The sequence below is a fragment of the Desulfosediminicola sp. genome (assembly GCF_048381775.1).
In the GTDB taxonomy this organism is placed as follows: domain Bacteria; phylum Desulfobacterota; class Desulfobulbia; order Desulfobulbales; family Desulfocapsaceae; genus Desulfopila; species Desulfopila ganghwensis.
On record NZ_JBLXGE010000007.1, the window covers coordinates 1 to 21,866 of the forward strand.

Sequence of the window (21,866 nt, forward strand, 5' to 3'; positions counted from 1 at the left end):
CGCCGATGGTACTGCATGGGAGACTGTGTGGGAGAGTAGGTCGCCGCCGATTCTTTATACAAAAGCCCCGATCAGATCATTTCTGGTCGGGGTTTTTTGTTGTGTAAATTGCGATTGAGCAATGGTCTGAAGGTAGAAGCCAGAGGTAAAATGTAAAGCGTTCTTAAACACTTCTCACTTCTCCCCTCCCCCTATCTGTTCACGGCCAAAATGTTTTTCTACAATTATAGCGAAGAGGCTCCGCCCTTTCCCATCACGAACACGGAAGTTTCCTGAAAAGTTCACCCCTTCGGTCGGGTCGAGATGGCGCCGCTCGCTGCGTCGCTTATCTATCGCCGATGGTACTGCATGGGAAACTGTGTGGGAGGCAGGGTCGCCGCCAATTCTTAATACATAAACCAAAAAATCATAATGTACCTTTCTATATCACACACGATGTGACAGCAAACCGTTGATGGCCACTCGCTTTGCGCTCAAACTTTTCCTGCACGTCAACACTCATTGTCGCCACTGGACGAGCAAGCAATCGCCTCAAACCGATTTCTTCACCGCTCACTTCACAATAGCCATATTCCCGATCTGCAATTCGTTCAAGCGCATAATCGATATCCCGTATCAATTTCTGCTGTCGATGTCTCGTCTGCAAGTCACGGCTCATATCTGTGTGATTTGAGCTTTGGTCTACCGGATCCGGCTTACGAATATTGGTCTCTTTTAAATTTTTTGAAAAACCTGCAATTGAAGCCACCAGTTCAGCTCGCCGTGTGACAAGCTGAACTCTGAAAAATTCGAGTTGACGCTCATTCATGTACTCTTCATCTTCAGTTGGCCGGTACTCTTTGATCCTCTGTGCTGCCATTACTCCCTCCTTCGCATTTATATATCCGCTTTTGAAAATAATGTTCGATGATCAGTCAACCTGGAGCACTACTGTTTTATTCCTGTCCTATCCTTGTATCTGGTCTCTTTTAGCTTTCTGTTAATTACAGGTAAGAAAATACCCTTTTTTTGCTCCTTTTTTGAATGTGGCGTCTGGCGAGGCTCCGTTTAAATTTCTTCCTGCGTAAAATTGTTATGTTACCCGATGGCACTATGGAGCTATCCATGCTAATCTGGGGCCCAATATAGCACTAACCATGTTGCAAATTTCTTACCACAGGCCCAAATGAGTCGAATATCTCAATATATAGCACTTGCTGGAACTATAACTCCCAAACGTGGTGTTCTCCTTCTACTCATTAGCCTGATGCTCATTGAAAATGGTCTTGCATTATGCACTCCATGGATTGCCGGACAACTGACCAACACCATCTTAACAGACAGCTCTGATTCGATTTTTTCATATCAACAAATATTAGGTATCTGGTTTTTAATAATTATCGTCCAAACCATTTTTGGCTATTTTCACCGCGTTTTGTCCTCTACCACCAGTGAAAGAATGCTTACCAGAATGCGAAACAGGATTTATACGCATCTGCAAAGTTTGCCGTTATCATTTCACAATGAACGCAAGCACGGTGAGACGCTCGCACTGATTACCAATGAGAGCGCGATCATCAGCTTTTTCGTTACTGGCACCTTAATAAGTATTTTGCCACAATTGCTAACCGCTGCTGGTGCAGTTCTCTGCGTCGCACTGATTAGCCCTCTTATCGCTTCACTCATCACATTTCTGGTTCCAATTTTTTTTATCGCCATAAAACTGCTGGGGCGGCAAATCAGACCTATTTCCAAAAAACTCATGGATCAATATGCAGCTACCTTCTCTCTTGCTGAAGAGAACCTCGGAGCGCTTGCACTCATAAAAGCATCTAACAGAGAGCGTCATGAAAACCAGAGATTTACGGCCAGCAATGAACGACTTTTCAACCTCAACGCTCAATACATTCGAGAACAAGGCCGGTTAGCACCTGTTATTAAATTCCTGGCCACCTCAATAGTCCTTCTCATTCTATTTCTGGCAGGTGAGCATATTGCTTCTGGTGCTATCAGCACTGGAGAGATAGTCACTGTGGTGATGTATGGTATGCTGCTTACCCAGCCCATCAGCAGGCTTGCCGACATTTATGGCCAGATCCAGCGTACCAGAAGTGCAGCCGACAAATTATTGGATGTTCTGCACCTCGCCCCCGAGGATCTCGATGGCGGCCCACCGCTTCAGACAGTTGACGGTACAATTTCTTTTGATCGAGTATGCTTTTCCTACCCTGGGCGAACGACTATCATCGATGATTTTTCTCTTTCCATTTCCAAAGGGGAACTGATTGCTATTGTTGGTGAAAACGGCTCCGGAAAATCCACGATTGCTCACCTTCTCATGCGCCTCTATTCCCCGCACAAAGGGACCATCACCGTAGATGGTACAGACATTTCCAGTGTTTCCCTGAATAGCCTGCGCAGGCAGATTGGTTATGTCCAGCAAAACGTGATGCTTTTCAACACCACGGTTAAAGACAACATCCGTTTCGCCAGGCCTGATGCCAGTGATGAGGAAATTCTCAGGGCAGCACACGCATCTCACTCCAGTAAGTTTATTTCCGAACTTCCTGGCGGTTTTGATACCATCATAGGTGATCACGGTGTTAAACTTTCGGGTGGCCAGAAACAAAGGCTTTCGCTTGCACGCGCATTGCTTATGAATTCACCAATACTCATTCTGGATGAAGCAACAGCAATGTTCGACCCGGAAGGTGAGATAGCTTTTTTGCAGGAAAACCGCCCTGCATTTCAGCAAAAAACCGTAATTATCATTACGCACAGACCAGCCAGTCTGCAGTTAGCCGATAGAATCATCCATATTGACAAGGGACGTCTGGTTCATATCGAAGAACCGGCACTTGCAAAAAACTCATGTCACTCGTATAACTTGCAGGATTCTTATTTACCGTCTCAATCCGCTCAACCGAATTTCTCGTAAGTTTTTTGCAGAAACTATGAAAAGGATGCGATTTTCAGCCAAATCTGCAATTCGCTTCTACTTCAGTATTTTGGTAGTAACCAGATACTCCCGCTGACGGGTATCCTCCCTGCCCCTGCATGAGCTGATAAGAAATCCGGGAAAAACGCTGAATATCTATCAGAGGAAATCAATGGGTAACACAACACCACTATCAATAATCATACTCGCTGCCGGCAAAGGCACCCGGATGAAGTCCTTAAAAGCCAAGGTATTGCACCCTGTCTTCGGGGCACCGATGGTCCACCATGTATTGGATGCAGCCAACGGCTTACAGGCTGCATGCACCATTGTCATTGTCGGTCATCAAAAGGAAGAAGTTATTGCAGCTTTGCCACAGTATGATATCACCCCGGTAACCCAAGAAGAGCAACTGGGAACAGGTCATGCCGTTCTGATTGCCGAGGATTCAGTACCCGTTGATGTGGAAACCGTCATGGTTCTTTGCGGCGACACTCCGCTGATACAACCGGATACCCTCATTGAGATGTATAATAAGCATACTGAATCGGGTGCTGTCCTTACGGTGATGACGACCATGCTGGACAATCCCAAAAACTATGGCAGGATTTTGAGTGATGCCAATCAGAGAGTTCTTGGCATAGTCGAAGAAAAAGACGCCTCCAGTGAACAGAAAAAAATCTCTGAGATCAACGCCGGGATCTATTGCGTAGAACGTAAATTTCTCTTTCAGGCCTTAAAACAAGTTGGCACCGATAACAGCCAGGGTGAAGTGTATTTGACCGATATCGTAGCCATTGCTGTGCATCAGGATCTTCTGGTAGAGAAATACATTGCTCCAAGAAGTGGTGACGTTCTTGGCGTCAATTCCCGGGTGGAACTTGCCCAGGCCGACCGTGAGCTACAAAAACGAAGAAACGAGGCTGTCATGATGGAGGGTGTTACCCTTCAATTGCCCGAAACTATAACAATATCAAACGACTCAACAGTTGGTGGTGATAGCCTGATCGAAAAAGGTGTCACAATCACCAATTCATGCACCGTCGGCGAGCAGTGCCTTATCCGTCAGGGTGTTATCTTAAGAAATTGCCAGGTTGGGAACAATGTTATGGTAGGAGCCTATTCAGTTCTTGAAGACGTCACGATTGCAGACGATACAGCAGTGGCGCCCTACTCTACCTCCATTACTGCAGATTAGGGCTGACTCATAGGCCCCGGTACAGATATCTGAAAAGTGGCAAGGCGATCCTGTAAACATCATTGGTTTGACGCTGCTTCATACCGGCAGACCCATGGCTCTGCTTGACATGAAAATACCGCTGTGCCAAGCTGTTATCTAAAGCGGACCATACCAATCCTACGCCAGAGACATGCCGAATGTTCACCGGTGGAGAATCGATACCTTGCATACCTTACTGAACAGCCGGAACGCTAAAGTTCAGGTCTGAATAGGTTGTATTTCAATTTCACCAAATGCAGATATTGGTGGTATAGTAGAGTAATTTACTTCAATAACTGATCGTAATATTGTAGACAATACACTTCTTAAATTCTCAGCCTTATTTCCATTCAATAGATTACGGAGCCTACCATGAGCGACCTGAAAAAAATGTACTCCACCATACTTGGTGATCAGTTCCCGATGGAGATGACCATCAGCTTTGGTGACCAAAAGCTTGCCTACAAAAAACGGACCTGGAAAATCACAGGTGAAGACGGCACCATAGAAGAGCGCGGTATCCGCTACGGTGAAAACCCTGATCAGGAGGCCGCCCTCTATGAGCTGGTGAACGGTAACCTCGCCCTCGGCGACTGCAAATACATTGAGGCCGGCAATGGCCTGGTCTCATCCATCGCTGTTGAAGATATGCTTCAGGTCGGCAAGCACCCTGGCAAAATCAACCTTACTGATATTGATAACGGTTTAAATATTCTCAAATACCTGGTGGATAAACCTGCTGCGGTAATACTCAAGCATAATAATCCATGCGGAGCTGCCTATGGTGCAACAATGGCAGATGCTTTCAACCGCGCAAACCGTGCAGACAGAATTGCCGCCTTCGGCGGAGCTGTGGTTATGAGCCGTGCTTGTGATCTTGCTACAGCCGAACTCCTTGCCGGTAACTACCTTGAGGTTGTCTGTGCCCCTGAGTTTGAAGAGGGAACTCTTGAAATTCTCTCACGCCGCAAGAATCTGCGAATTATCAAGATGGACCGAATTGATCGTCTCAGCGATTTCGAGAAGCACCGTTTTGTAGACTTCAAGAGTCTCATTGATGGTGGCATCATCGCCCAGCAGTCAGCCGTTAATTCAATCCGCTCCTTAAGCGATCTACAGCCTGCCGTTTCCACCTGGAAAGGCCAGGAGTATAAATGTGAACGGCAACCTACCCCGCAGGAAATCGATGATATGATTTTCGGCTGGGCCATTGAGCACGGTGTTACCTCCAACTCTGTTCTTTATGTTAAAGATGGTTGCACCGTCGGCATCGGCACCGGTGAGCAAGATCGGGTTGGTGTGGCTGAAATTGCGGTTCATAAAGCATATATCAAGTATGCGGATATCATCTGTTTCGACACCCACAACATTTCCTATGCTGACCTTGTGCTGGCTATCAGTAAAGGTGAGAAGAAAATCGAAGAAAAAGAAGAGATCGACGCCAAAGTCCAGGCCGATCGAGCCGGTTTGCCTGGTTGCACAATGATCTCGGATGCATTTTTCCCATTCAGGGATGGTGCTGACGTGGGAATCAAGCAAGGCATTACCGCAATTCTCCAGGCAGGTGGTTCCATGCGTGATTTTGAAACCATTGAGGCCTGCAACGAAGCCGATCCCAAAGTGGCGATGATGTATACCGGCCAGCGCTCTTTTAAGCACTGATCCGCTCAAAATAATTTACCTGTATCGGCAACGAAAAAAGCAGCCCCTTTTAAAAGGAGCTGCTTTTTTGGTGTGCTTCAGACTGTTGCCACTGAGCTATCGTATTTAATCGATACGAACGGTTACCAGTCCACGATCGTGAAGGTCAGCCAGAAAGTCCAGAACATCTTGCCGGCACTCCTCCTGCTCCACCTCATACTCCGATAGAATTTTATCGATAATGTTTTTTACAAGCACCGGTTGCTCCAGAACATTCCAGATAATCGTACCTATGGAATCGAGAGAGCTGTAGCCTCCTGTCTGAGTGTCCAGAATAACGGTTTCACCATCAAGCTCTGTAGAAAGTTTTCCTTCCGAACGCTGAATGCGGACAACATGCAGATTTTCATTGTCACTTGAAAACACTTTAGTCATAATAACGTACCAGTTTTTCAAATATTTCTTAAAAAATCTTAGCTATTAATGCTGCAGGTAATCAGACCACAGCAACAACCTGGTCGCCTATCCAGCAAATTACAGTCTACTATGAAATCCAACAAACGAGGTTTATCTCGCGTCTTTGCAGCATTTTTTTACTCCATGGCAGGAATTCGCTCCGGTCTGAATCATGAAGAGGCTTTCCGTCAGGAAGTTCTTCTGTTTCTGCTGCTGCTGCCTGCTCTTTATCTGATTCCGGTGTCAATCGAATTCAAGGCACTTCTCTTCTCAGCAAATTGTCTGGTATTAGTAGTCGAGCTTCTGAATTCCGCCATTGAATCCGTCGTAGATCTGGTCTCCCCGGATTACAACATCTATGCCAAGAGGGCCAAGGATATGGGAAGCGCCGCAGTACTTCTCTCCATCGCCCTTTCGGGAATTCTCTGGTTGGTTGCACTCTATACTGTCTATTTCTAAACCGGCAAATCCCTGACCACAGGCTGCTACAGTGAAACCCACCCTCCTGTTCTGGCTGAACGCAAACAGGCATCACAAACTTTTACTGTATAGAGACCATCCTCACCAGAGACTGGATTCGGGATTTTGCCCAATAAAAAATCCCTCCAGTCTGTGAGCAGATGTAAAATAGTGGGCGAAGGTTTGAACTGTTCCTCCTCTGTCTTTTGGGCTCCAACGATCCTGCTGATTCGGTGAAAAATCTGTTCACCATGGAGCTGGCCTTCCTGACAGATAAATTCCCAACGTCCGCTCCTGGCATTTCCAACTTTCGAGACATCCACGGTACCGATCGTTCCATCTTCGAATTCAGCCAGCATCGTTACCAGGTCTTCCAACCGTTTGCCGTGGAAAGACCTTGCTGCTGCAATCACCCGTGTAATCTTCTGACCGGTAATAACTCTCAGGGAATCAAAAATATGGACTGCGGTGTGTATAACTACGCCCGCACCAGCCTCATCCGGATCATCATGCCAGGCGAGGGAAGATGGTTCTATGCGCTGGTTTACCGCAAAAGAATGCAGTTTACCCATAGTTGGTAACTGGTACTGAAGCGCTTGTATGACGGGGTTATAGCGAAGTGTCTGACCAACTGTAAGCTGGGATTTTTGTGCCTCCAGCACCGCCACAATCTCCCCGGCCTCGCCACCGTTTCTCCCCAGCGGTTTCTCCATCAGCAGCGGTTTACCAAGCTCAGCACAATATCTGGCAATATCCAGGTTAATTTTGGGAGGAACTACAGCAATAATAGCCTGAACTTCCTCGTTGGACACAAGTTCACGCCAGTCGTCATGGAACGTTGCGCCCCACTCTTTCGCCTGTTCTTTTCCGTTTATGGAACGGCGGCTGGTTGCCGCAAGAACGAGCCCCTCCACATCGTTCACCACGTGGTTCGCATAACGAGAACCGTGCGTACCTGTGCCGATAATGCCTACTCGAATCGTGTTGTCTGCCATGAATCACTCCTTTTTTGCGCTATGAAGAAGCATTGTTTTTGTGATCCAGCAAGAAAACAAACTGACCGTAATTCCGTATCCCACACTCTTTACCAGAGTTTTAATTCTATGAGATAGAGCTAGCGTATGAGGTATCGGACCACCCTGGTATATCAAGCTGTTCGCTGATCGTTACCGGTTAGCCCGAATTTTTCATGTTCTTTTGATTGCGCTAAAGAATAGGCAATTGTTTTAGGACAGTGCCATAATTCAATTGCTCTCGTTATTCAACAAGATGTTATCGCAGGTTCGTCTATGTGACGACAGTTTCTAGACAACTCAGTTAGTTAGCCAACAACCATGTTTTACTGCCAAACACCCCACAATCTGACGCAGTCTGTTCTAATGATTAATCAGGCTAACACCGTTCGAAAGAAAATAACATAACCAACAGCACCCACTGTAATCAGCAGCAAGGTAAGCAGCGAGATAACTATGAGGAGCGACTTGATCGGAAAAGATCGGCTCTTCTTTTTTTGAGATACTCTTTTTCTGCCGGCAGTAGATTGAGACCGGGCAGCTCTGGTTTTGCTTTTTGTCGCTTTCCTGACTGTTGTCTTTTGATTAGTTGCCATTACAGGATACTATCGAAGTCTATCGGAAGAATAGGAAAATATTTTCTTATTAGGTATCAATCGTCTGATTAGAAGTCTACTTGTTACGACTCAAAACATAGTAGGCAAGACCGATGAGAACATCTTTTTCGGCTGAAGCTGTTTCGTCCCCAAAGATTTCCAACGCCTTTACCGCCTTGGCCACAGCCTCTTCGGCCCGGTGCCTGGTTTCAGTAAAACCATCATACTTCACAATCAGCCTGTGAACCTTGTCGAACCCGGCTTCGCGATATTCTGGAGAGGCAATAATTTTCTCCAACTCCTCCTTATCTGCCTGGTCGGCTCTTGATAAGGCAATGATAAGCGGCAAGGTCATTTTTCCTTCTGCCAGGTCGTTGCCCACTGCTTTACCTGTATTGACCTGATCGCCATTATAATCGAGTAAATCGTCAACCATCTGAAAAGCGCATCCAAGACCGACTCCATAATCACGCAAAGCCATACGCTGCTCCGGACTTGCTCCGCCATAGATTGCTCCAACCTCACAGGACGCAGCAATCAGCACACCAGTTTTGCCCATGATTGCATCATAATAGTCAAACTCACTGAGGTTCAACTGGGAGGCATTACGCAGCTGCATGAATTCGCCATCAACCATTCCGGCAGTGGCTCCGCAAAATACACGAAGCCCTTCGTCACCGACCAGTTTACCTACGATTTCCATGGAACGGGCATGGAGAAAATCACCAGCCAGGATGGCAGAAATAATACCGAATTTTTTATAAACAGAGGGATGCCCCCTTCTGGTATCGGCGTTATCAATGACATCATCGTGAAAAAGGGTTGCTGCGTGCAGATACTCGAAAGCGGTAGCTAACGAATAGACGTCACGGCTGTTGCAACCACAAATCCTTGCAGCAAGCACAACAAGCAGTGGTCGCACTCGTTTGCCGCCCTGGAGCAGGCCATAGCGGAGTACCTCTGTAAGTAACGGATCCACGGTGCCCTGCAGTCGATCTATGTCATCCCCAATGACCGTATCTATGGTCTGTGATTCAGCCACAATAGCAGCCATCAGTTGTTGTTTTTCCATCGCTATTTCTACCCGTTTCTACAAAATCTGTTTATTTATCTTCAGAGGATGACGATGCAAAAAAGTCGGCAATTGGCGAGAGCTTCCGAACAATGGGTGATGACGGCAAACTCTGTCTGAATCGTCGACCGTAGCCCTTGGTAAAGAGCCGCACATCCATAATCGCGATGACTCCCCTATCTGTTGCAGCCCTCATCAATCTGCCCACTCCCTGTCGCAGGGTCAAGACAGCACGTGGCACCTGAAAATCAAAAAATGCGTTACCGCCCTGCTCATTGATAGATTCAATTCGTGCCTGAATCACCGGATCTGACGGCACTTCGAAAGGAAGTTTATCTATGATAACGCAGCTTAAAGAATCGCCCTGGACGTCTACACCTTCCCAGAAACTTGCTACAGCTACCAGTACAGAGTTATTCGTTTCCCTGAAACTTTTCAAGAGCGCATTTCTCGCCCCTCTCCCCTGCACCAGTACAGGATATTCCAATTCCTGCTCCAGATGTGCTGCCAGGTGCTCCATGCCACGAAAACTTGTACAGAGCACCAGCCCCCTGCCTTTACTCAGTTTCAGGATTTCAGTCACCTGTTCCGCAACACGCTGTTGAAAGTTCTGATCGGAAGGTTCTGGGAAACTTAACGGCGGGATGTAGAGCTTTGTCCTGTTCTGGTAATCGAAAGGAGATGGAAATCTCAGAAACTCCACAGAATCATCAAGCCCAAGCCGCTTCCGCATATAACTGAAATTGCCGCCGGAAGAAAGTGTTGCGGAAGTCAATACACACCATTCCACCGTACGATACAGGGTGCGCTGCAAGAGGTTATCCACATTGATTGGTGTGGCTGAGATTGCCACTGACCGCTCACGACGCTCATACCAGTAAACGAAACTACTTCCTTCCATACCTGTTTGTTGTTCAGAAAGTGAATCCGGCAACGCTATCGACAACAGATTCGAACGCAACTCAAGAGCTCTGTTCTCAAGCGTAGCCCAACCATCTCCTGCACTTTGCATCAAGCCCGCTTCTTCAGCCATACGCTGGATACCCCGGGCGAGCAACTCAACTTCAGTACGCCAGGCAGATTGGGAAAACTGGCTGATGAATTCCTTGAGATGAAATTTTCCTACTGATGCCGGGAACAGTGATGCAAACTCATCAGTCCGGGTTTTGAGCCCTCGTGCCATGGCGAGTATGCGCTCTGTACCCTGCGGATCAAGATCTTGCTCAGCCTGCCTTTCCATATCGGCCAACAGATCAATGAGCTGATACTGGCTGAATGATTTACCGAAAAAGGAAGTTGCCACATTCTCGATGTGATGGGCTTCGTCAAAAATGACTCCCTCATATCTTGGTAGTACTTCACCGTAGCCTGCCTGCCGTATGGCCAGATCAGAAAAGAACAGATGATGGTTAACAATCAGTACCGAGGCTGAGCCAGCCTGTTTTCTGAGCTGATTGACGAAACAGAGTGCTCCTTCAGGGCAGTCACCTCCGAGGCACTGATTGGAATGGGCGGAGATTTTGGGCCACAAAGGAGATCGCTCGGAGAGCCACTCCAACTCTGCACGGTCACCGGTTTCAGTTGTGATGAGCCAATCATCAATGCTATCGATTTCTTTTTCTTCAAACAGTGATTGCTGGCCAGTTGAGCGATGCTGGTACCAACGATACAGACATAAATAGTTTTGCCTGCCTTTGATACAGAGAGCGGGTACTTTTTTGCCGAGAACCTTTTCAATTAAAGGGATCTCTTTGTTCATGATCTGATCCTGCAGGTTCAACGTTGCAGTCGAGATCACGACCCTTTGCCCACTCTCAATGGCAGGTACCAGATATGCAAGGGTTTTCCCTATACCGGTCTCAGCCTCAACTACCAGAATCCGACCGTGCTCCTGCTCGTACTCTTTCGAATCGTGGATAAGCGCAGCAACGGCTTCGGACATTGCCCGTTGCCCATCCCTGGGTTCAAAATCATCAAGGTATTGAGCCAGAAGCCCTGTTGGGGAAAAGAAATCAGACATACCTGGGCTGCCTATTGTAGCTGTTTAGCCTGTTGGCCATTTTTCAATATTGAGGAAGTGATCAATACATTTCAAAAAACAATCGGTCGAGTATACAATAGAAAAACAAACAGGAGTAGGCGAAATTCTCATTTCCCCAAAGCTGTGAAGAGAGATGCGGGTTCATCTCTGACGAAAATTCGCCTCGCGATCGTATTGAGTGTTCTTCAACAAACCGTGCAGCAGAGACCTTGATAGCAGACGGATAAGGGTAGCCTCCACCATGGTCAAACTCCTCAGCAGGCAAGTTTCACAGCTCAACCACTCAGCAGTAGACCTGCTGGACGAGGATGAATTTGTCGTCATTGTCGAAGATTCCCCTGAGATCGTCGTTCTGCTGAGTCGCTACATGAATACCCTCGGATTAAGGGTTCTTACTGCCGGTAATGCCACGGAACTCTACACCCTCCTTGAAACCAGCAAAGTCGCGCTCATCCTGCTTGATATCGGCCTCCCTGACAAGGATGGCATAGAGATACTTAAAGATCTGGTACCACGATACCCTGATCTCGGCATTATCATGGTCACAGGATCAACCGACCTTGCCACTGCGCTCGATTGCCTCCGCGACGGTGCTGATGACTACCTCACTAAACCCGTGCGCCTTGATCTTTTTAACCATGTTGTAACGTCCACCCTGCAAAAAAGACGACTGGCCATTGAAAACAGAACCTTTCAGCGTAAACTTGAAGCCACCAATTATCGCACCCAGTTTCTTCACCGCCTGAACCTGAAAATGAACACGGTCTATCTCAACAATGTTGAATTAACCGGTATACTCCAGGCCATATTGGTTGGCATCACTTCTGAAGAAGGTCTGCGGTTCAACCGCGCCTTTCTGGCACTATTGGATGAAGATGACAAACGCCTTATAGGCCGTCTGGCTCTCGGACCAGCCTGCCGTGAGGAAGCGGTCAAGGTCTGGGATGCTATCAGGGAAAACGATTTAAATCTTCAGGATATTATCAACCGTATACAATCGACAGACACCGAGGGCGATGAGGCTGTCAGCAAAATAGCCCGACAATTGCAGATTCCCATAACAGAAGAAAACAATGTACTCATTGCATCATGCCTGCAGAAAAAATCCATAGTTGTCAACAATGGCAGGGCGGAGCACTACGATGTTCCGGAGGAAATGCTGAAAATCCTCAATCACGATACCTTTGCGGTGGTTCCGCTATTGTCCCCATCCCGTTCTTTAGGGGTTATCCTGGTTGACAACTTCGTCACCAGAAAGCCCATCACCGATGAGGATCTACACTCCCTTGAGGTTTTCGCAAGCCAGGCCAGTCTTGCAATTGAACACAGTCATCTGTACGAAGATATGATAAGCAAAATAGACGAACTGGAAGAGGTAACCCAGGAACTTGAACTGAATAAGGATTTGCTCGTCGCCTCAGAGAGATATTCGGCTGTCGGTCATATGTCGGCACAACTTGTTCATATCATAAGAAATCCAGTAACTTCCATCGGGGGTACGGCACGAATGCTGGCCAGGAAGATAGACGACGGCTATATCCTCAACTTTCTGAACCTGATACGAAAAGAAGCTGCGAAAATAGAAGCAACCCTGGAAGAACTCTTTAGTTTCGTCGAAGAGACAGAACTCAATATTGCCCCCCACTCACTGTATCCCCTGCTACGCCGTTCGGTGATGATTTTCTATACCACCATGAAAAAGAGCAGCATCCGTTATAACCTCGATCTACCCGGCCAAAGTCCCTTGGTTATGGTGGATGGTGGCCGGCTTCGACAGGTCTTTCTCCAATTAGTCAAAAACGGTATAGAAGCGATGCCGGACGGTGGTGAACTGACAGTCGAATGCAGAGCAACAGAGGCAGAGATAGTGGTACGAATAATAGATACCGGAAGAGGTACAGGTGGAGCAACATTAAGTCAACTTACAGATCCTTTTTTTACCACCAAAACCTATGGGACAGGAATGGGCCTTACCCTGGTACAAAAGATTATCGACCTGCATCATGGGAAGTTTTCTCTGGAACACAAGGAAGGAAACGGAGTAATCGCCACGGTCACCCTGCCCAAAGAAGTCAAATCAGATACGTCAACTTCTGAGCAGTGAACAAATGACACCGGCAATTAATAGCATGAGGGCAATGGTCATTGTCTGTTGCTGAGCATGAATGAAAGCATTGATATGCAACTGCGAGTTGGCCATAAATGTATTGAGGCTGGCTCCATGGGAATGCTTCTCAAAGAAATAGGAGAAAGCACCGGTAGCAACTCCCGCTCCGGTTAACATGCCGAAATTTCTCGCTGTAGCGAGAATTCCCGATGTTATTCCGGCAAAACGATCTTCTACCCTGGTCAAAACTGAAGCGGAATTTGGTGACAAAAAGACGGACTGCCCCGCGCCAAGAACCACCAGTATCAGAAACAAGGTACTGGATGAAGTGTCGGCACTCACCCTGCTCAACAAAAAAACCGAACTGCAACTCAGCAATAAACCCGTTGTGGAGATTACTCTGGCACTGCCGAGACGATCATAAAGCCATCCGGAAAATGGTGATACAATTACCAGACTCACCGGCACAGCCATCATTATCAGACCAATTTCGGAGGGTTCGAAAACTCTCACCAGCTTGAGGAAAAAAGGTATCAAGATAATAACCATAAAAAGTGCTGCAAAGGATAATGAGGCTGCAGCGGCACCGGTCCAGTAATATCTTTTTCTCAGTAGCGACAGTGGGAGAATCGGGCTTGAGGCGTGTGTCTCAATTACCAGGAAGGTTACCAGAAAAATTAGCAGAAAAATGAGCAGAAACCAGCTGTTTATAAAATCATTGTCCGTCAGGAGCAGTACATAACAGCCTACCAGCAACACCCAGGTCAGAGCGCCTTTCCAGTCTGCTGTTTCATGGTTTTTAGTTCCCAGTAATGAGTTTTTCCCCTTCATATCAAGCAGTTTTTTACAACCGAGCAGGAAAATCATCGCAGCCAAGGGGACGGAAATTACAAAAATCGCCCTCCAGGAAACATATTGCAGCAACATGCCGCTGATTATCGGTCCGCTCATGAGGCCGCAGGATGTGGCGATACCGACCAGACCAAGGGTGCCACCCAGACTTGCCGCAGGGCTGGTAAGCTTTAAAATAGCCGGCCCGGCAGCCATTATCATGGCAGCACCAAGAGCCTGGAGCAAGCGGCAACCAATGAGAACATGGAATTCAGGTGAAATACTGCAGCCAAGTGCACCGAGAACGAATATGGTTATCCCGGCCAGGTAAATTCGAATAGGCCCGAATCTATCAGCGACCCGTCCCCAGACAACCAGGGAAGAGGTGATCACCATCAAATAGACCAACACCACCAACTGCACCTGACTCATGGCAACATTAAAATGCAGCATGATCTCAGGGAGGGCAACATTGATCATGGAACTGTCCATGGTGGAGAGCAGCACTCCACCCGCCACCATTACGAGTGCATGCCAGCGGCTGTTAGTTAGTGTTCGTTCCATATCTAACTGTTGCCTATTACATTGAATTTCACAACCCTTTTCGCGAAACGCAAAAAGGCGGGCTTCCCGAAGGAAACCCGCCTTAAAAGACTCACTTCTAATTTAGATAAGGATCAAATTAGAAAGAAATCTCGAGGGACAGACCGAAACCGAACAGATCGTCATCGGTGGTGTCATCGGTGTCGCCGTAAGCGATGATACCGTTCAGCTTAGCACCGTCGGTAACTGCGTAAGAAGCGGTCGCACCAACTTCCCAAAGAGTTGCATCTTCGGCATCAACGTCATATACGTCTACATCGATTACGGAAGCAATTGCACCCAGGGTCAGCTTCTCAGAAGCTTTGAAGGTTGGGTTAACAACGAGGAACAGGTTCTCACCTTCAGCACTGAGGTTGTCGCCCTGAGCAATCTGGCTGTAGTCGTTGAAGATAGCGAAAGGACCGAAGTCAGCTGCATCATACTGGAAACCGTCGAAGGTAGCACCAGCCATTACGTATACGGAAGCAGGTCCTGCAGGAATGGTAGCACCAACGTAGAAACCGAAACCATCATCGATTCCGGTGTACTCCTCGGTCTGGTATCCAACCTCACCCTCTACAGCGATATCGCCGAAAGCGCCGGTAACTTTAACGGTAGCAAGAGCAGCTCCGTCTCTGTCGTCATTAATATCATCCCAAATGTAGAGGCCACCTACGTTCATACCCCAACCACCAGAGAAATCCTGGTTGAGGAGGAAACCTACCTGAGAAGCATCATCACCACTATCTACAAGTGCAGTGCCCTGGAGCTCGACAGCATTACCATCTTCGTCAGTGGCGGGTACTGTGAAGTCAACAGTCTCGTACTCAGCTACAACATCGTAGAATACTACCAGACCGGTGGTGTCGTTCTTGTACTTAACCTGAACACCCTCAGCGCGCTCGTCGAACAGGGTGAACGGAGTGATCTCACGAACCATACGACCACCTTCTACGGTTACCGGACCGAAAGGAACACCGATGTAAGCGTAGTCTGCCAGGAACTGGCCGGACTTGACGCTATCGTCGCTATTGAAAGTACCATCGGAGTACTTGATACGGGACTTCATGTAGGCGCCGCCCTTGGTGGTGGCCTCTACCTTGAGACGTACACGAGAGTTCATGAGGGTCTCGTCAACTTTGTTTGGGTAGTTGTCCTGATAGTAGTAACGAACACGAGCGTCTCCGCTAAACTTGAACTCGGCCATGGCGGTGGTGGCCATGGTACCTACCAGCATCAGGCCGGCAGCAGCTACAATTACTTTTTTCATCTCTTTTCTCCTTAAGGATTATACGCTCCGCGTGGGAGCACGTTGTATAATTTGCCGGAGCTCCAATCCCCGACAAAGTGTTTTTCAATGCTTTTAAAACTTAAGGTGATATTTAGCCGTGAGAGCCGTTAGTGTCAAGGTTTTTTTACCATGGGTAAAATTTTTTATACTAATGGCAACATTATAATGAAATGTTTACCATTTTATTCGCATCAACGATGCACTGCCAAAATATTCCGTTCAAATTTTTACTCCTGCTCTACCAGATCCAGTACATAACGCAACAGCTTGCTTTTACTGCGCATGGAGAGGCCAAGCAGATGTTTATCCGGAATCTGGCTGATATACAAAGCACTCACACTATCACCCGACAGAGACCTGGATGAGCTATGTACAGAATCTAAAAAATTATAATCGGCTATATACCCTTCAATCTTATTGGTCTGCCAGACTTCAACCATCTCGGTTTCATTCCAGCTTAAGCCAACTACCTTGCCGCCATCGTATTCTCTGAAATTGACCATGGCCATTGGCGTGGTTCTTTCGTTATTTGCAACAATGATCTCCTGCTTGCCATCACCGTTTAAATCGGCAGTCAGCAGTCTGGTTGGAATATAGTGCATTTGCCGCTCGGCTTTGGCGCTATCCTCTTTGCCAGCCATATCCCGCATTGAGGTGGTTGCACTTTGCGCTGGTCCAAAGAAATTGCGGCTGCCGCCATAATTTCTTTCGCTCACATACATCAGGCTATTGCTGCTGTCATAGACCAGCAGCTTTTCCCTGCTGTCGATGGCCACAATCTCTGATGAGCCGTTACCATCAAGATCTGCCCAAATGAAATCAAACAGTCGAATGTTACGAGGTAAGGCCAAATCCCCCCGCTCTTCCACAGCAGTAAGACCTTCGTTTAACTCCAATGACACGATTTTTTCACCGACATAGCCTCTACGCGGGTCAGAATTCCCTCTCTGACCAGCAAGAATTGCCCCCACACCAGGCTGAACCATAGGTCGAATATACCAGTCAATATCCGTGAGCAGCGGATTAAGCCCTGTGGCAGCGTCCCAGCTGAAAATGGCTGAGGCCACAGATTTTCCTTTGTTGCCACTCACATAGATCTCGACATTGCCGTTGCCATCGAGGTCGGCCACATTTACAGCATGTATCTTATAGTTCTTAGGAAATGCATATTCCCCGAGTTTCACAAAACGGGTATCGTCGAACCGAAAAATTTCCACAGCAGTTCTTGAAGCAGCTACAACCTCCAGATTACCGTCGCCATTCAGGTCCGCACTGGCCATGGAGACCAGCATAGAGGGCAGATCAGAGCTTTTCCGCACACCAAGGGATCGAACAGCTATCCCATCTTCAGCAGTGATAGAGCCGCCATAAACACCCTTTTTAAATACTTTTTCAGGATGCTCGGTACTAAACGCCTCAATGCCGGTAGAACCTGAAGAAACATTCGCAGCAACAACCGGAGATCTGTCGGATACCCCAAGTGCACGTACCGCGATATCCTCTACCAAATGCTCCACTGATTCCAGTATATGATCTTCGCTCACTGCAAGTGAAGTAAAAGTTCCTCCGCCAGAGGCCGCGATATCTTTACCGGCTACGTTGATTTGGATTTTCAGGCCAGTCTGCAGTGAATAGAGTGCACCGGAAACAAGATAGTCGGTATTGAGGTTATGCAAAACCTGCAGATACTCACCATCTTCCATATCATCCTTGTTCAACAGGATAATCTCATCAGCAGTCAACACTTTATCAACAACCTCAATGCCCTCTTTTACTGCAAGCCGGGTAGAAAGCATGGTTCTGATACTGTCGGTCAAGTAGCTAAAGTCGCCACTTGAGTCTCCGTTAAGGGACAGTACAATAATTCGCACATCTTTTGCCTGGGCGGCTTGAATGTTACAAGTAATTCCGATGGTTATCAGGAATACAGTGAAAAGTGCCGCTAAAAATTTGTTCTTATCGATCATATGAACACCTGTACAGATCACTAATATTATTTAATGGTGGGCTAAAAAAATCTTTTTAAGGCTGTACCTATATCTCACTTTCCGACCTTCAGCAAGAGAACTCTTCCCCCCCAAAGATCCCCGCTTTACGCCAAATTTCCAGGAGGTTCAGCCAAATTTCTGAATTATCTCTTTAATACCTTTATCTTCAGCCAATTTTAGTCTTGACATTTTGTCTTTTCAGATCCATTATGTAACTTCAGTATAATTTTTTGTACCTGAGCTTGACATTCGGAATGCATGTTACGTATACTTAAGTCAAACTCCAAGCAAACAGACGTAAGTAGTAAACAGGACCATGATAAATCATAGAAAATTCACATACAGCCTGGTACTTGGCACACTGCTCAGCTTGAGTGCGGCAACGCAACTCATTTTCTGCGATAGCGCCAATGCCGCTGATCTGGAAACGCACAGCGTATACAAGGTTACCACATATGACCTTGGTGCATTGCTCGGTGAGGCAGAGCAATCCGGACTGAGAATTCGCAACTATGAACCATTGCTTATTACCGGCACCAAATCGGATATTTTATCCGGGGATCCGCTAAAAACCACATCTCTTGCCGCACAGCCCGACCAGGAACCCATTAAAGGATTTGCAATCGCGGCAGAGTACAGTGCAACTGCAAATTTCACCGTACAGGGTGCACTCGGTTTTGCCCAGAACCGATGGCAGACAGATCAAGTAAGCAATGAAGGGAGCTGGGAAGCGAATCTTGGCCTTGTATACAAATTTCTGGATAACCTGAGTTACGAGATACATTTCGGCTACATGGAGACGGGCGATCTTTTTAAAGAGCGCAGCACCTATAGTGATATAGAAAATATTATCATGGTCAGCAACAAACTCACCATGAGCTTTTAACAGCTAACAACCTGACTTACCTATCAAATATAAAGCCCATTATCCGCATTCGGATAATAGGCTTTTTTCGTCTATTGCCTCTTCATCACCTCACGCTGTTTTTAGGGGAATAATTCTGCGGCCAACCCTGTCTCATTTCGACAAACAGGCGCTTGACAATTATCTTACCGTGAGATAAACGTTTAAAATCATCTCCCCCCGAACGTCAGGCAACATATTAAATTCCTTTACTATTGGTGATGCAGTTGGGTGATTCTTCGACCTTTAATATATTGATGTATTCCCACGACACATATGGGCTGGGCCATATCCGTCGTACCATGGCCATAGCAAGCCATCTGCGTAGTGAGAATACCAATGTCCTGATCCTTACCGGCTCTCCTATCGCTGGGCGCTTTCCATTTCCCGAGCAAGTTGACTTCGTTCGTATCCCCGGAATGATCAAAAAGACCAACGATGACTATCAATCCCTTTCCATTCGCATTGAGCAGGAACAGGCACTGAGCATTCGTACCAATATAATTCTGGCCACTGCAAAAACTTTTCGCCCGGATCTGTTCATTGTCGATAAGGAGCCCCATGGGCTGAAAAAAGAAGTGTTGCCGACCCTGGAATGGCTGAAAACGGACAGTCCTAAAACCACATCTATTCTGGGCCTGAGAGATATTCTCGATGATGACACCACCATCCGCCAGGACTGGCAGGCAAAAGGTGTCTATCAATCGCTGGAAAATCTCTATGACCAGATATGGGTGTATGGAGACCAGGATATTTATGACCCTATCAGTCATTATCAGATACCTGAAAGTGTTAAGCACAAGGTAACCTTTACCGGTTATATCCCGCGCAAAACCCTGCCGACCAATACCTGGAGCAAAGTGAGAAAACGTTACCGGATTCTCGACACTGATCTTTTTGTACTGGTAACCACAGGTGGCGGTGGTGATGGCAAAGAGGTGGTTGAACATTTTCTGGCCATGCACGATTACTATCCGACTTCACTGCCTTTCAAATCGATTATCATCACCGGCCCATTCATGCCTAAAGAGCAGCGCTACAAAATCCAGGCCCGTGCCAAGCAGCACGGCATAAAAACACTTCCCTTTCATCCTCGAATTGAAGAACTGATAAATGCATCTGACCTCGTTATCTCGATGGGTGGCTATAATACCATTTGTGAAATTCTTACTCAGAAAACCCCAGCCCTGATCGTCCCCAGAGAAACTCCCAGGAAAGAACAGCTGATTCGGGCAACCTGCCTTGAGACCAAAGGACTTCTCGACTACATCCCATGGAGCGAAGTCACGCCCCAATTGCTGAGGGAGAAAATCTTCTCTATGATCCAAAACCGCACCAGTTATGTCTCGGCAATGAACAGTTTCCAACTTTCAGGTCTTGCCACCATGCAGTCTCAACTTGAGTCGCTTCAACAGACGACTCTTAGGCAGACCACATTTTCGCCGGACCTGACACACGACCATTCAAACGATTCCTGATTCCTACTTAAATGAATTACACAACTTCCAAGATTGCATATATATTGAAAGGGTACCCCAGAATTTCTGAGACTTTTATTTCCAATGAGATTCTGCAGCTGGAACAGCACGGTTTTTCCCTGAGAATTTTCTCCATGCGGCATCCACGGGAAAACTTTAGTCACGATTCTGTAAAGAAAATCAAAGCTCGAGTCGACTATCTGCCGACAGAACTTTTGCTTGATTTCCCCAGACTCATCACTCCAAATATTTTTCTTGCGGCTCAATGCCCTTCCGCATATCGCGCTGCTCTCAAACTCGCCAGACGCAGGTTCAACAGGACCAGAAAACTCGCTACGTTAAAGCATATGCTGCAAGCAGGGTATATGACATGGCACTTTCTACGCACTGACTCCACCATACATCATCTGCACGGCCACTTTGCCCATTCTCCCACCTCGGTTACGATGTTTGCGGCAATTCTTGCCAATAAACCATTTAGTTTCACCGCCCATGCCAAGGATATCTACACCTCAAACCCCAACCAACTGGCCGAGAAAATTGAAGCGGCTGATTTCGTAGTAACCTGCACCCAGGCTAACGAAAAATATCTTCAGTCAATCTCGGGTGGATGCAACACGCCAATACACTGCATTTACCATGGTATTGATCTGGCTCTCTTTAACAATATCAAGCAACCGCATCCGGTCCGGGAACCATACAAGTTTTTTACCATCGCAAGGCTTACCGAGAAAAAAGGGCTGCCAACCCTCTACCAGGCACTGGCAATGCTCAAGCAACAGGGAGTGGCTTTCAATCATGTTCTCATTGGTGACGGTGACGACAGAGAAAAAATTCTCGATCTTATCTGTACGCTTAATTTGACCGATTCGTGTTCCTGGCTTGGCACCCGCACTCACGATGACGTCCTCACCCAGTTCAGCCAGACAGACCTTTTTATACTGCCCTGTGAGATCGCAGAAAACGGAGATCGCGATGGTATTCCCAATGTACTGGTTGAGAGTCTTGCCATGGGGGTACCTGCCATTTCGACCAATGTTTCTGCAATCCCGGAAATCATCATAGACGGGCAGACCGGTCGAACAGTCGAGCCTCGTAATCCCGATCAGCTCGCCAGGGCAATACTTGAGATCATGGAAGACGAATCTCTCAGAAATACCTTTATCAGCAACGGTAAAGAATGGGTGAACGAACGCTTCGACAATACGCGTTGGCTGCTGAAACTCGCAGAGATCTTCGAAAATCAACCGCACCTGAGAATGATCAACTGA

At 47.1% G+C, this 21,866-nt stretch carries 17 protein-coding genes; 8 read left to right on the top strand and 9 right to left on the bottom strand.

Annotated features, from left to right (window positions below; translation table 11 throughout):
• Positions 1-174: 174 nt before the first annotated feature.
• Both ACN5NT_RS12685 and ACN5NT_RS12690 read right to left on the bottom strand, forming a co-directional pair.
• The gene (locus ACN5NT_RS12685; protein ID WP_419175642.1) at positions 175-402 is read right to left on the bottom strand and encodes a hypothetical protein; all 228 of its coding nucleotides are present in this window, start codon (positions 400-402) and stop codon (positions 175-177) included.
• 19 nt (positions 403-421) lie between these two features.
• Entirely contained in the window at positions 422-859 is a 438-nt protein-coding gene (locus tag ACN5NT_RS12690) for a TraR/DksA family transcriptional regulator (protein ID WP_419175643.1), read from the bottom strand.
• A gap of 306 nt (positions 860-1,165) precedes the next feature.
• Here ACN5NT_RS12690 and ACN5NT_RS12695 point away from each other — a divergent pair, with 306 nt between their 5' ends.
• The 3 genes from ACN5NT_RS12695 (at position 1,166) to ACN5NT_RS12705 (ending at position 5,798) form a co-directional block, all read left to right on the top strand.
• A complete protein-coding gene (locus ACN5NT_RS12695) occupies positions 1,166-2,917 on the top strand; it encodes an ABC transporter ATP-binding protein (protein ID WP_419175644.1) in 1,752 nt (583 codons plus the stop codon).
• A gap of 172 nt (positions 2,918-3,089) precedes the next feature.
• Positions 3,090-4,115 carry a bifunctional N-acetylglucosamine-1-phosphate uridyltransferase/glucosamine-1-phosphate acetyltransferase gene (locus tag ACN5NT_RS12700; RefSeq protein WP_419175645.1) on the top strand — a complete coding sequence of 342 codons (1,026 nt, stop codon included), beginning with the start codon at positions 3,090-3,092 and terminating at the stop codon, positions 4,113-4,115.
• A 393-nt stretch (positions 4,116-4,508) separates the two neighbouring features.
• Positions 4,509-5,798 (top strand): IMP cyclohydrolase, encoded by a 1,290-nt coding sequence (locus tag ACN5NT_RS12705; RefSeq protein ID WP_419175646.1) that lies wholly within the window; start codon positions 4,509-4,511, stop codon positions 5,796-5,798.
• A gap of 105 nt (positions 5,799-5,903) precedes the next feature.
• On the opposite strand, the gene ACN5NT_RS12710 is transcribed toward ACN5NT_RS12705, so the two are convergent.
• Positions 5,904-6,212 (bottom strand): lasso peptide biosynthesis PqqD family chaperone, encoded by a 309-nt coding sequence (locus ACN5NT_RS12710; protein WP_136795553.1) that lies wholly within the window; start codon positions 6,210-6,212, stop codon positions 5,904-5,906.
• A gap of 111 nt (positions 6,213-6,323) precedes the next feature.
• Here ACN5NT_RS12710 and ACN5NT_RS12715 point away from each other — a divergent pair, with 111 nt between their 5' ends.
• Positions 6,324-6,692 carry a diacylglycerol kinase gene (locus ACN5NT_RS12715; RefSeq protein WP_136795554.1) on the top strand — a complete coding sequence of 123 codons (369 nt, stop codon included), beginning with the start codon at positions 6,324-6,326 and terminating at the stop codon, positions 6,690-6,692.
• Positions 6,693-6,718: 26 nt separating this feature from the next.
• Here the strand turns inward: ACN5NT_RS12715 and ACN5NT_RS12720 are convergent, their stop codons facing one another.
• The 3 genes from ACN5NT_RS12720 to ACN5NT_RS12730 form a co-directional block, all read right to left on the bottom strand.
• Positions 6,719-7,687, bottom strand: coding sequence for a Gfo/Idh/MocA family protein (locus ACN5NT_RS12720; RefSeq protein ID WP_136795555.1), 969 nt, complete (start codon positions 7,685-7,687; stop codon positions 6,719-6,721).
• Positions 7,688-8,377: 690 nt separating this feature from the next.
• Positions 8,378-9,373: a polyprenyl synthetase family protein gene (locus ACN5NT_RS12725; protein ID WP_419175647.1), complete on the bottom strand. Its 996-nt coding sequence runs from the start codon at positions 9,371-9,373 to the stop codon at positions 8,378-8,380.
• Positions 9,374-9,404: 31 nt separating this feature from the next.
• Positions 9,405-11,393: an ATP-dependent DNA helicase gene (locus tag ACN5NT_RS12730; protein ID WP_419175648.1), complete on the bottom strand. Its 1,989-nt coding sequence runs from the start codon at positions 11,391-11,393 to the stop codon at positions 9,405-9,407.
• Positions 11,394-11,655: 262 nt separating this feature from the next.
• Between ACN5NT_RS12730 and ACN5NT_RS12735 the strand changes: the two genes are divergently transcribed.
• Positions 11,656-13,518 (top strand): response regulator, encoded by a 1,863-nt coding sequence (locus tag ACN5NT_RS12735; protein WP_419175649.1) that lies wholly within the window; start codon positions 11,656-11,658, stop codon positions 13,516-13,518.
• Here ACN5NT_RS12735 and ACN5NT_RS12740 read toward each other — a convergent pair.
• The 3 genes from ACN5NT_RS12740 to ACN5NT_RS12750 all read right to left on the bottom strand — a co-directional run bounded on the left by ACN5NT_RS12740 (position 13,501) and on the right by ACN5NT_RS12750 (position 18,192).
• Positions 13,501-14,916, bottom strand: coding sequence for an MFS transporter (locus ACN5NT_RS12740; protein WP_419175650.1), 1,416 nt, complete (start codon positions 14,914-14,916; stop codon positions 13,501-13,503). The genes ACN5NT_RS12735 and ACN5NT_RS12740 overlap by 18 nt on opposite strands.
• 118 nt (positions 14,917-15,034) lie before the next feature.
• Positions 15,035-16,204: a hypothetical protein gene (locus ACN5NT_RS12745; RefSeq protein WP_419175651.1), complete on the bottom strand. Its 1,170-nt coding sequence runs from the start codon at positions 16,202-16,204 to the stop codon at positions 15,035-15,037.
• Between the two features lie 248 nt (positions 16,205-16,452).
• Positions 16,453-18,192, bottom strand: coding sequence for an FG-GAP repeat domain-containing protein (locus tag ACN5NT_RS12750; protein WP_419175652.1), 1,740 nt, complete (start codon positions 18,190-18,192; stop codon positions 16,453-16,455).
• A gap of 337 nt (positions 18,193-18,529) precedes the next feature.
• Here ACN5NT_RS12750 and ACN5NT_RS12755 point away from each other — a divergent pair, with 337 nt between their 5' ends.
• From ACN5NT_RS12755 to ACN5NT_RS12765, 3 genes are all read left to right on the top strand, one after another.
• A complete protein-coding gene (locus tag ACN5NT_RS12755; RefSeq protein ID WP_419175653.1) occupies positions 18,530-19,099 on the top strand; it encodes a hypothetical protein in 570 nt (189 codons plus the stop codon).
• A 245-nt stretch (positions 19,100-19,344) separates the two neighbouring features.
• Positions 19,345-20,595 carry a glycosyltransferase family protein gene (locus ACN5NT_RS12760; RefSeq protein WP_419175654.1) on the top strand — a complete coding sequence of 417 codons (1,251 nt, stop codon included), beginning with the start codon at positions 19,345-19,347 and terminating at the stop codon, positions 20,593-20,595.
• Positions 20,596-20,606: 11 nt separating this feature from the next.
• A complete protein-coding gene (locus tag ACN5NT_RS12765) occupies positions 20,607-21,866 on the top strand; it encodes a glycosyltransferase family 4 protein (protein ID WP_419175655.1) in 1,260 nt (419 codons plus the stop codon).

Coding starts and splice junctions, on each gene's coding strand:
- ACN5NT_RS12690 (WP_419175643.1), bottom strand. CDS start 859: ATGGCAGCACAGAGGATCAAAGAGTACCGGCCAACTGAAGATGAAGAG.
- ACN5NT_RS12695 (WP_419175644.1), top strand. CDS start 1,166: ATGAGTCGAATATCTCAATATATAGCACTTGCTGGAACTATAACTCCC.
- ACN5NT_RS12700 (WP_419175645.1), top strand. CDS start 3,090: ATGGGTAACACAACACCACTATCAATAATCATACTCGCTGCCGGCAAA.
- ACN5NT_RS12705 (WP_419175646.1), top strand. CDS start 4,509: ATGAGCGACCTGAAAAAAATGTACTCCACCATACTTGGTGATCAGTTC.
- ACN5NT_RS12710 (WP_136795553.1), bottom strand. CDS start 6,212: ATGACTAAAGTGTTTTCAAGTGACAATGAAAATCTGCATGTTGTCCGC.
- ACN5NT_RS12715 (WP_136795554.1), top strand. CDS start 6,324: ATGAAATCCAACAAACGAGGTTTATCTCGCGTCTTTGCAGCATTTTTT.
- ACN5NT_RS12720 (WP_136795555.1), bottom strand. CDS start 7,687: ATGGCAGACAACACGATTCGAGTAGGCATTATCGGCACAGGTACGCAC.
- ACN5NT_RS12725 (WP_419175647.1), bottom strand. CDS start 9,373: ATGGAAAAACAACAACTGATGGCTGCTATTGTGGCTGAATCACAGACC.
- ACN5NT_RS12730 (WP_419175648.1), bottom strand. CDS start 11,393: ATGTCTGATTTCTTTTCCCCAACAGGGCTTCTGGCTCAATACCTTGAT.
- ACN5NT_RS12735 (WP_419175649.1), top strand. CDS start 11,656: ATGGTCAAACTCCTCAGCAGGCAAGTTTCACAGCTCAACCACTCAGCA.
- ACN5NT_RS12740 (WP_419175650.1), bottom strand. CDS start 14,916: ATGGAACGAACACTAACTAACAGCCGCTGGCATGCACTCGTAATGGTG.
- ACN5NT_RS12745 (WP_419175651.1), bottom strand. CDS start 16,204: ATGAAAAAAGTAATTGTAGCTGCTGCCGGCCTGATGCTGGTAGGTACC.
- ACN5NT_RS12750 (WP_419175652.1), bottom strand. CDS start 18,192: ATGATCGATAAGAACAAATTTTTAGCGGCACTTTTCACTGTATTCCTG.
- ACN5NT_RS12755 (WP_419175653.1), top strand. CDS start 18,530: ATGATAAATCATAGAAAATTCACATACAGCCTGGTACTTGGCACACTG.
- ACN5NT_RS12765 (WP_419175655.1), top strand. CDS start 20,607: ATGAATTACACAACTTCCAAGATTGCATATATATTGAAAGGGTACCCC.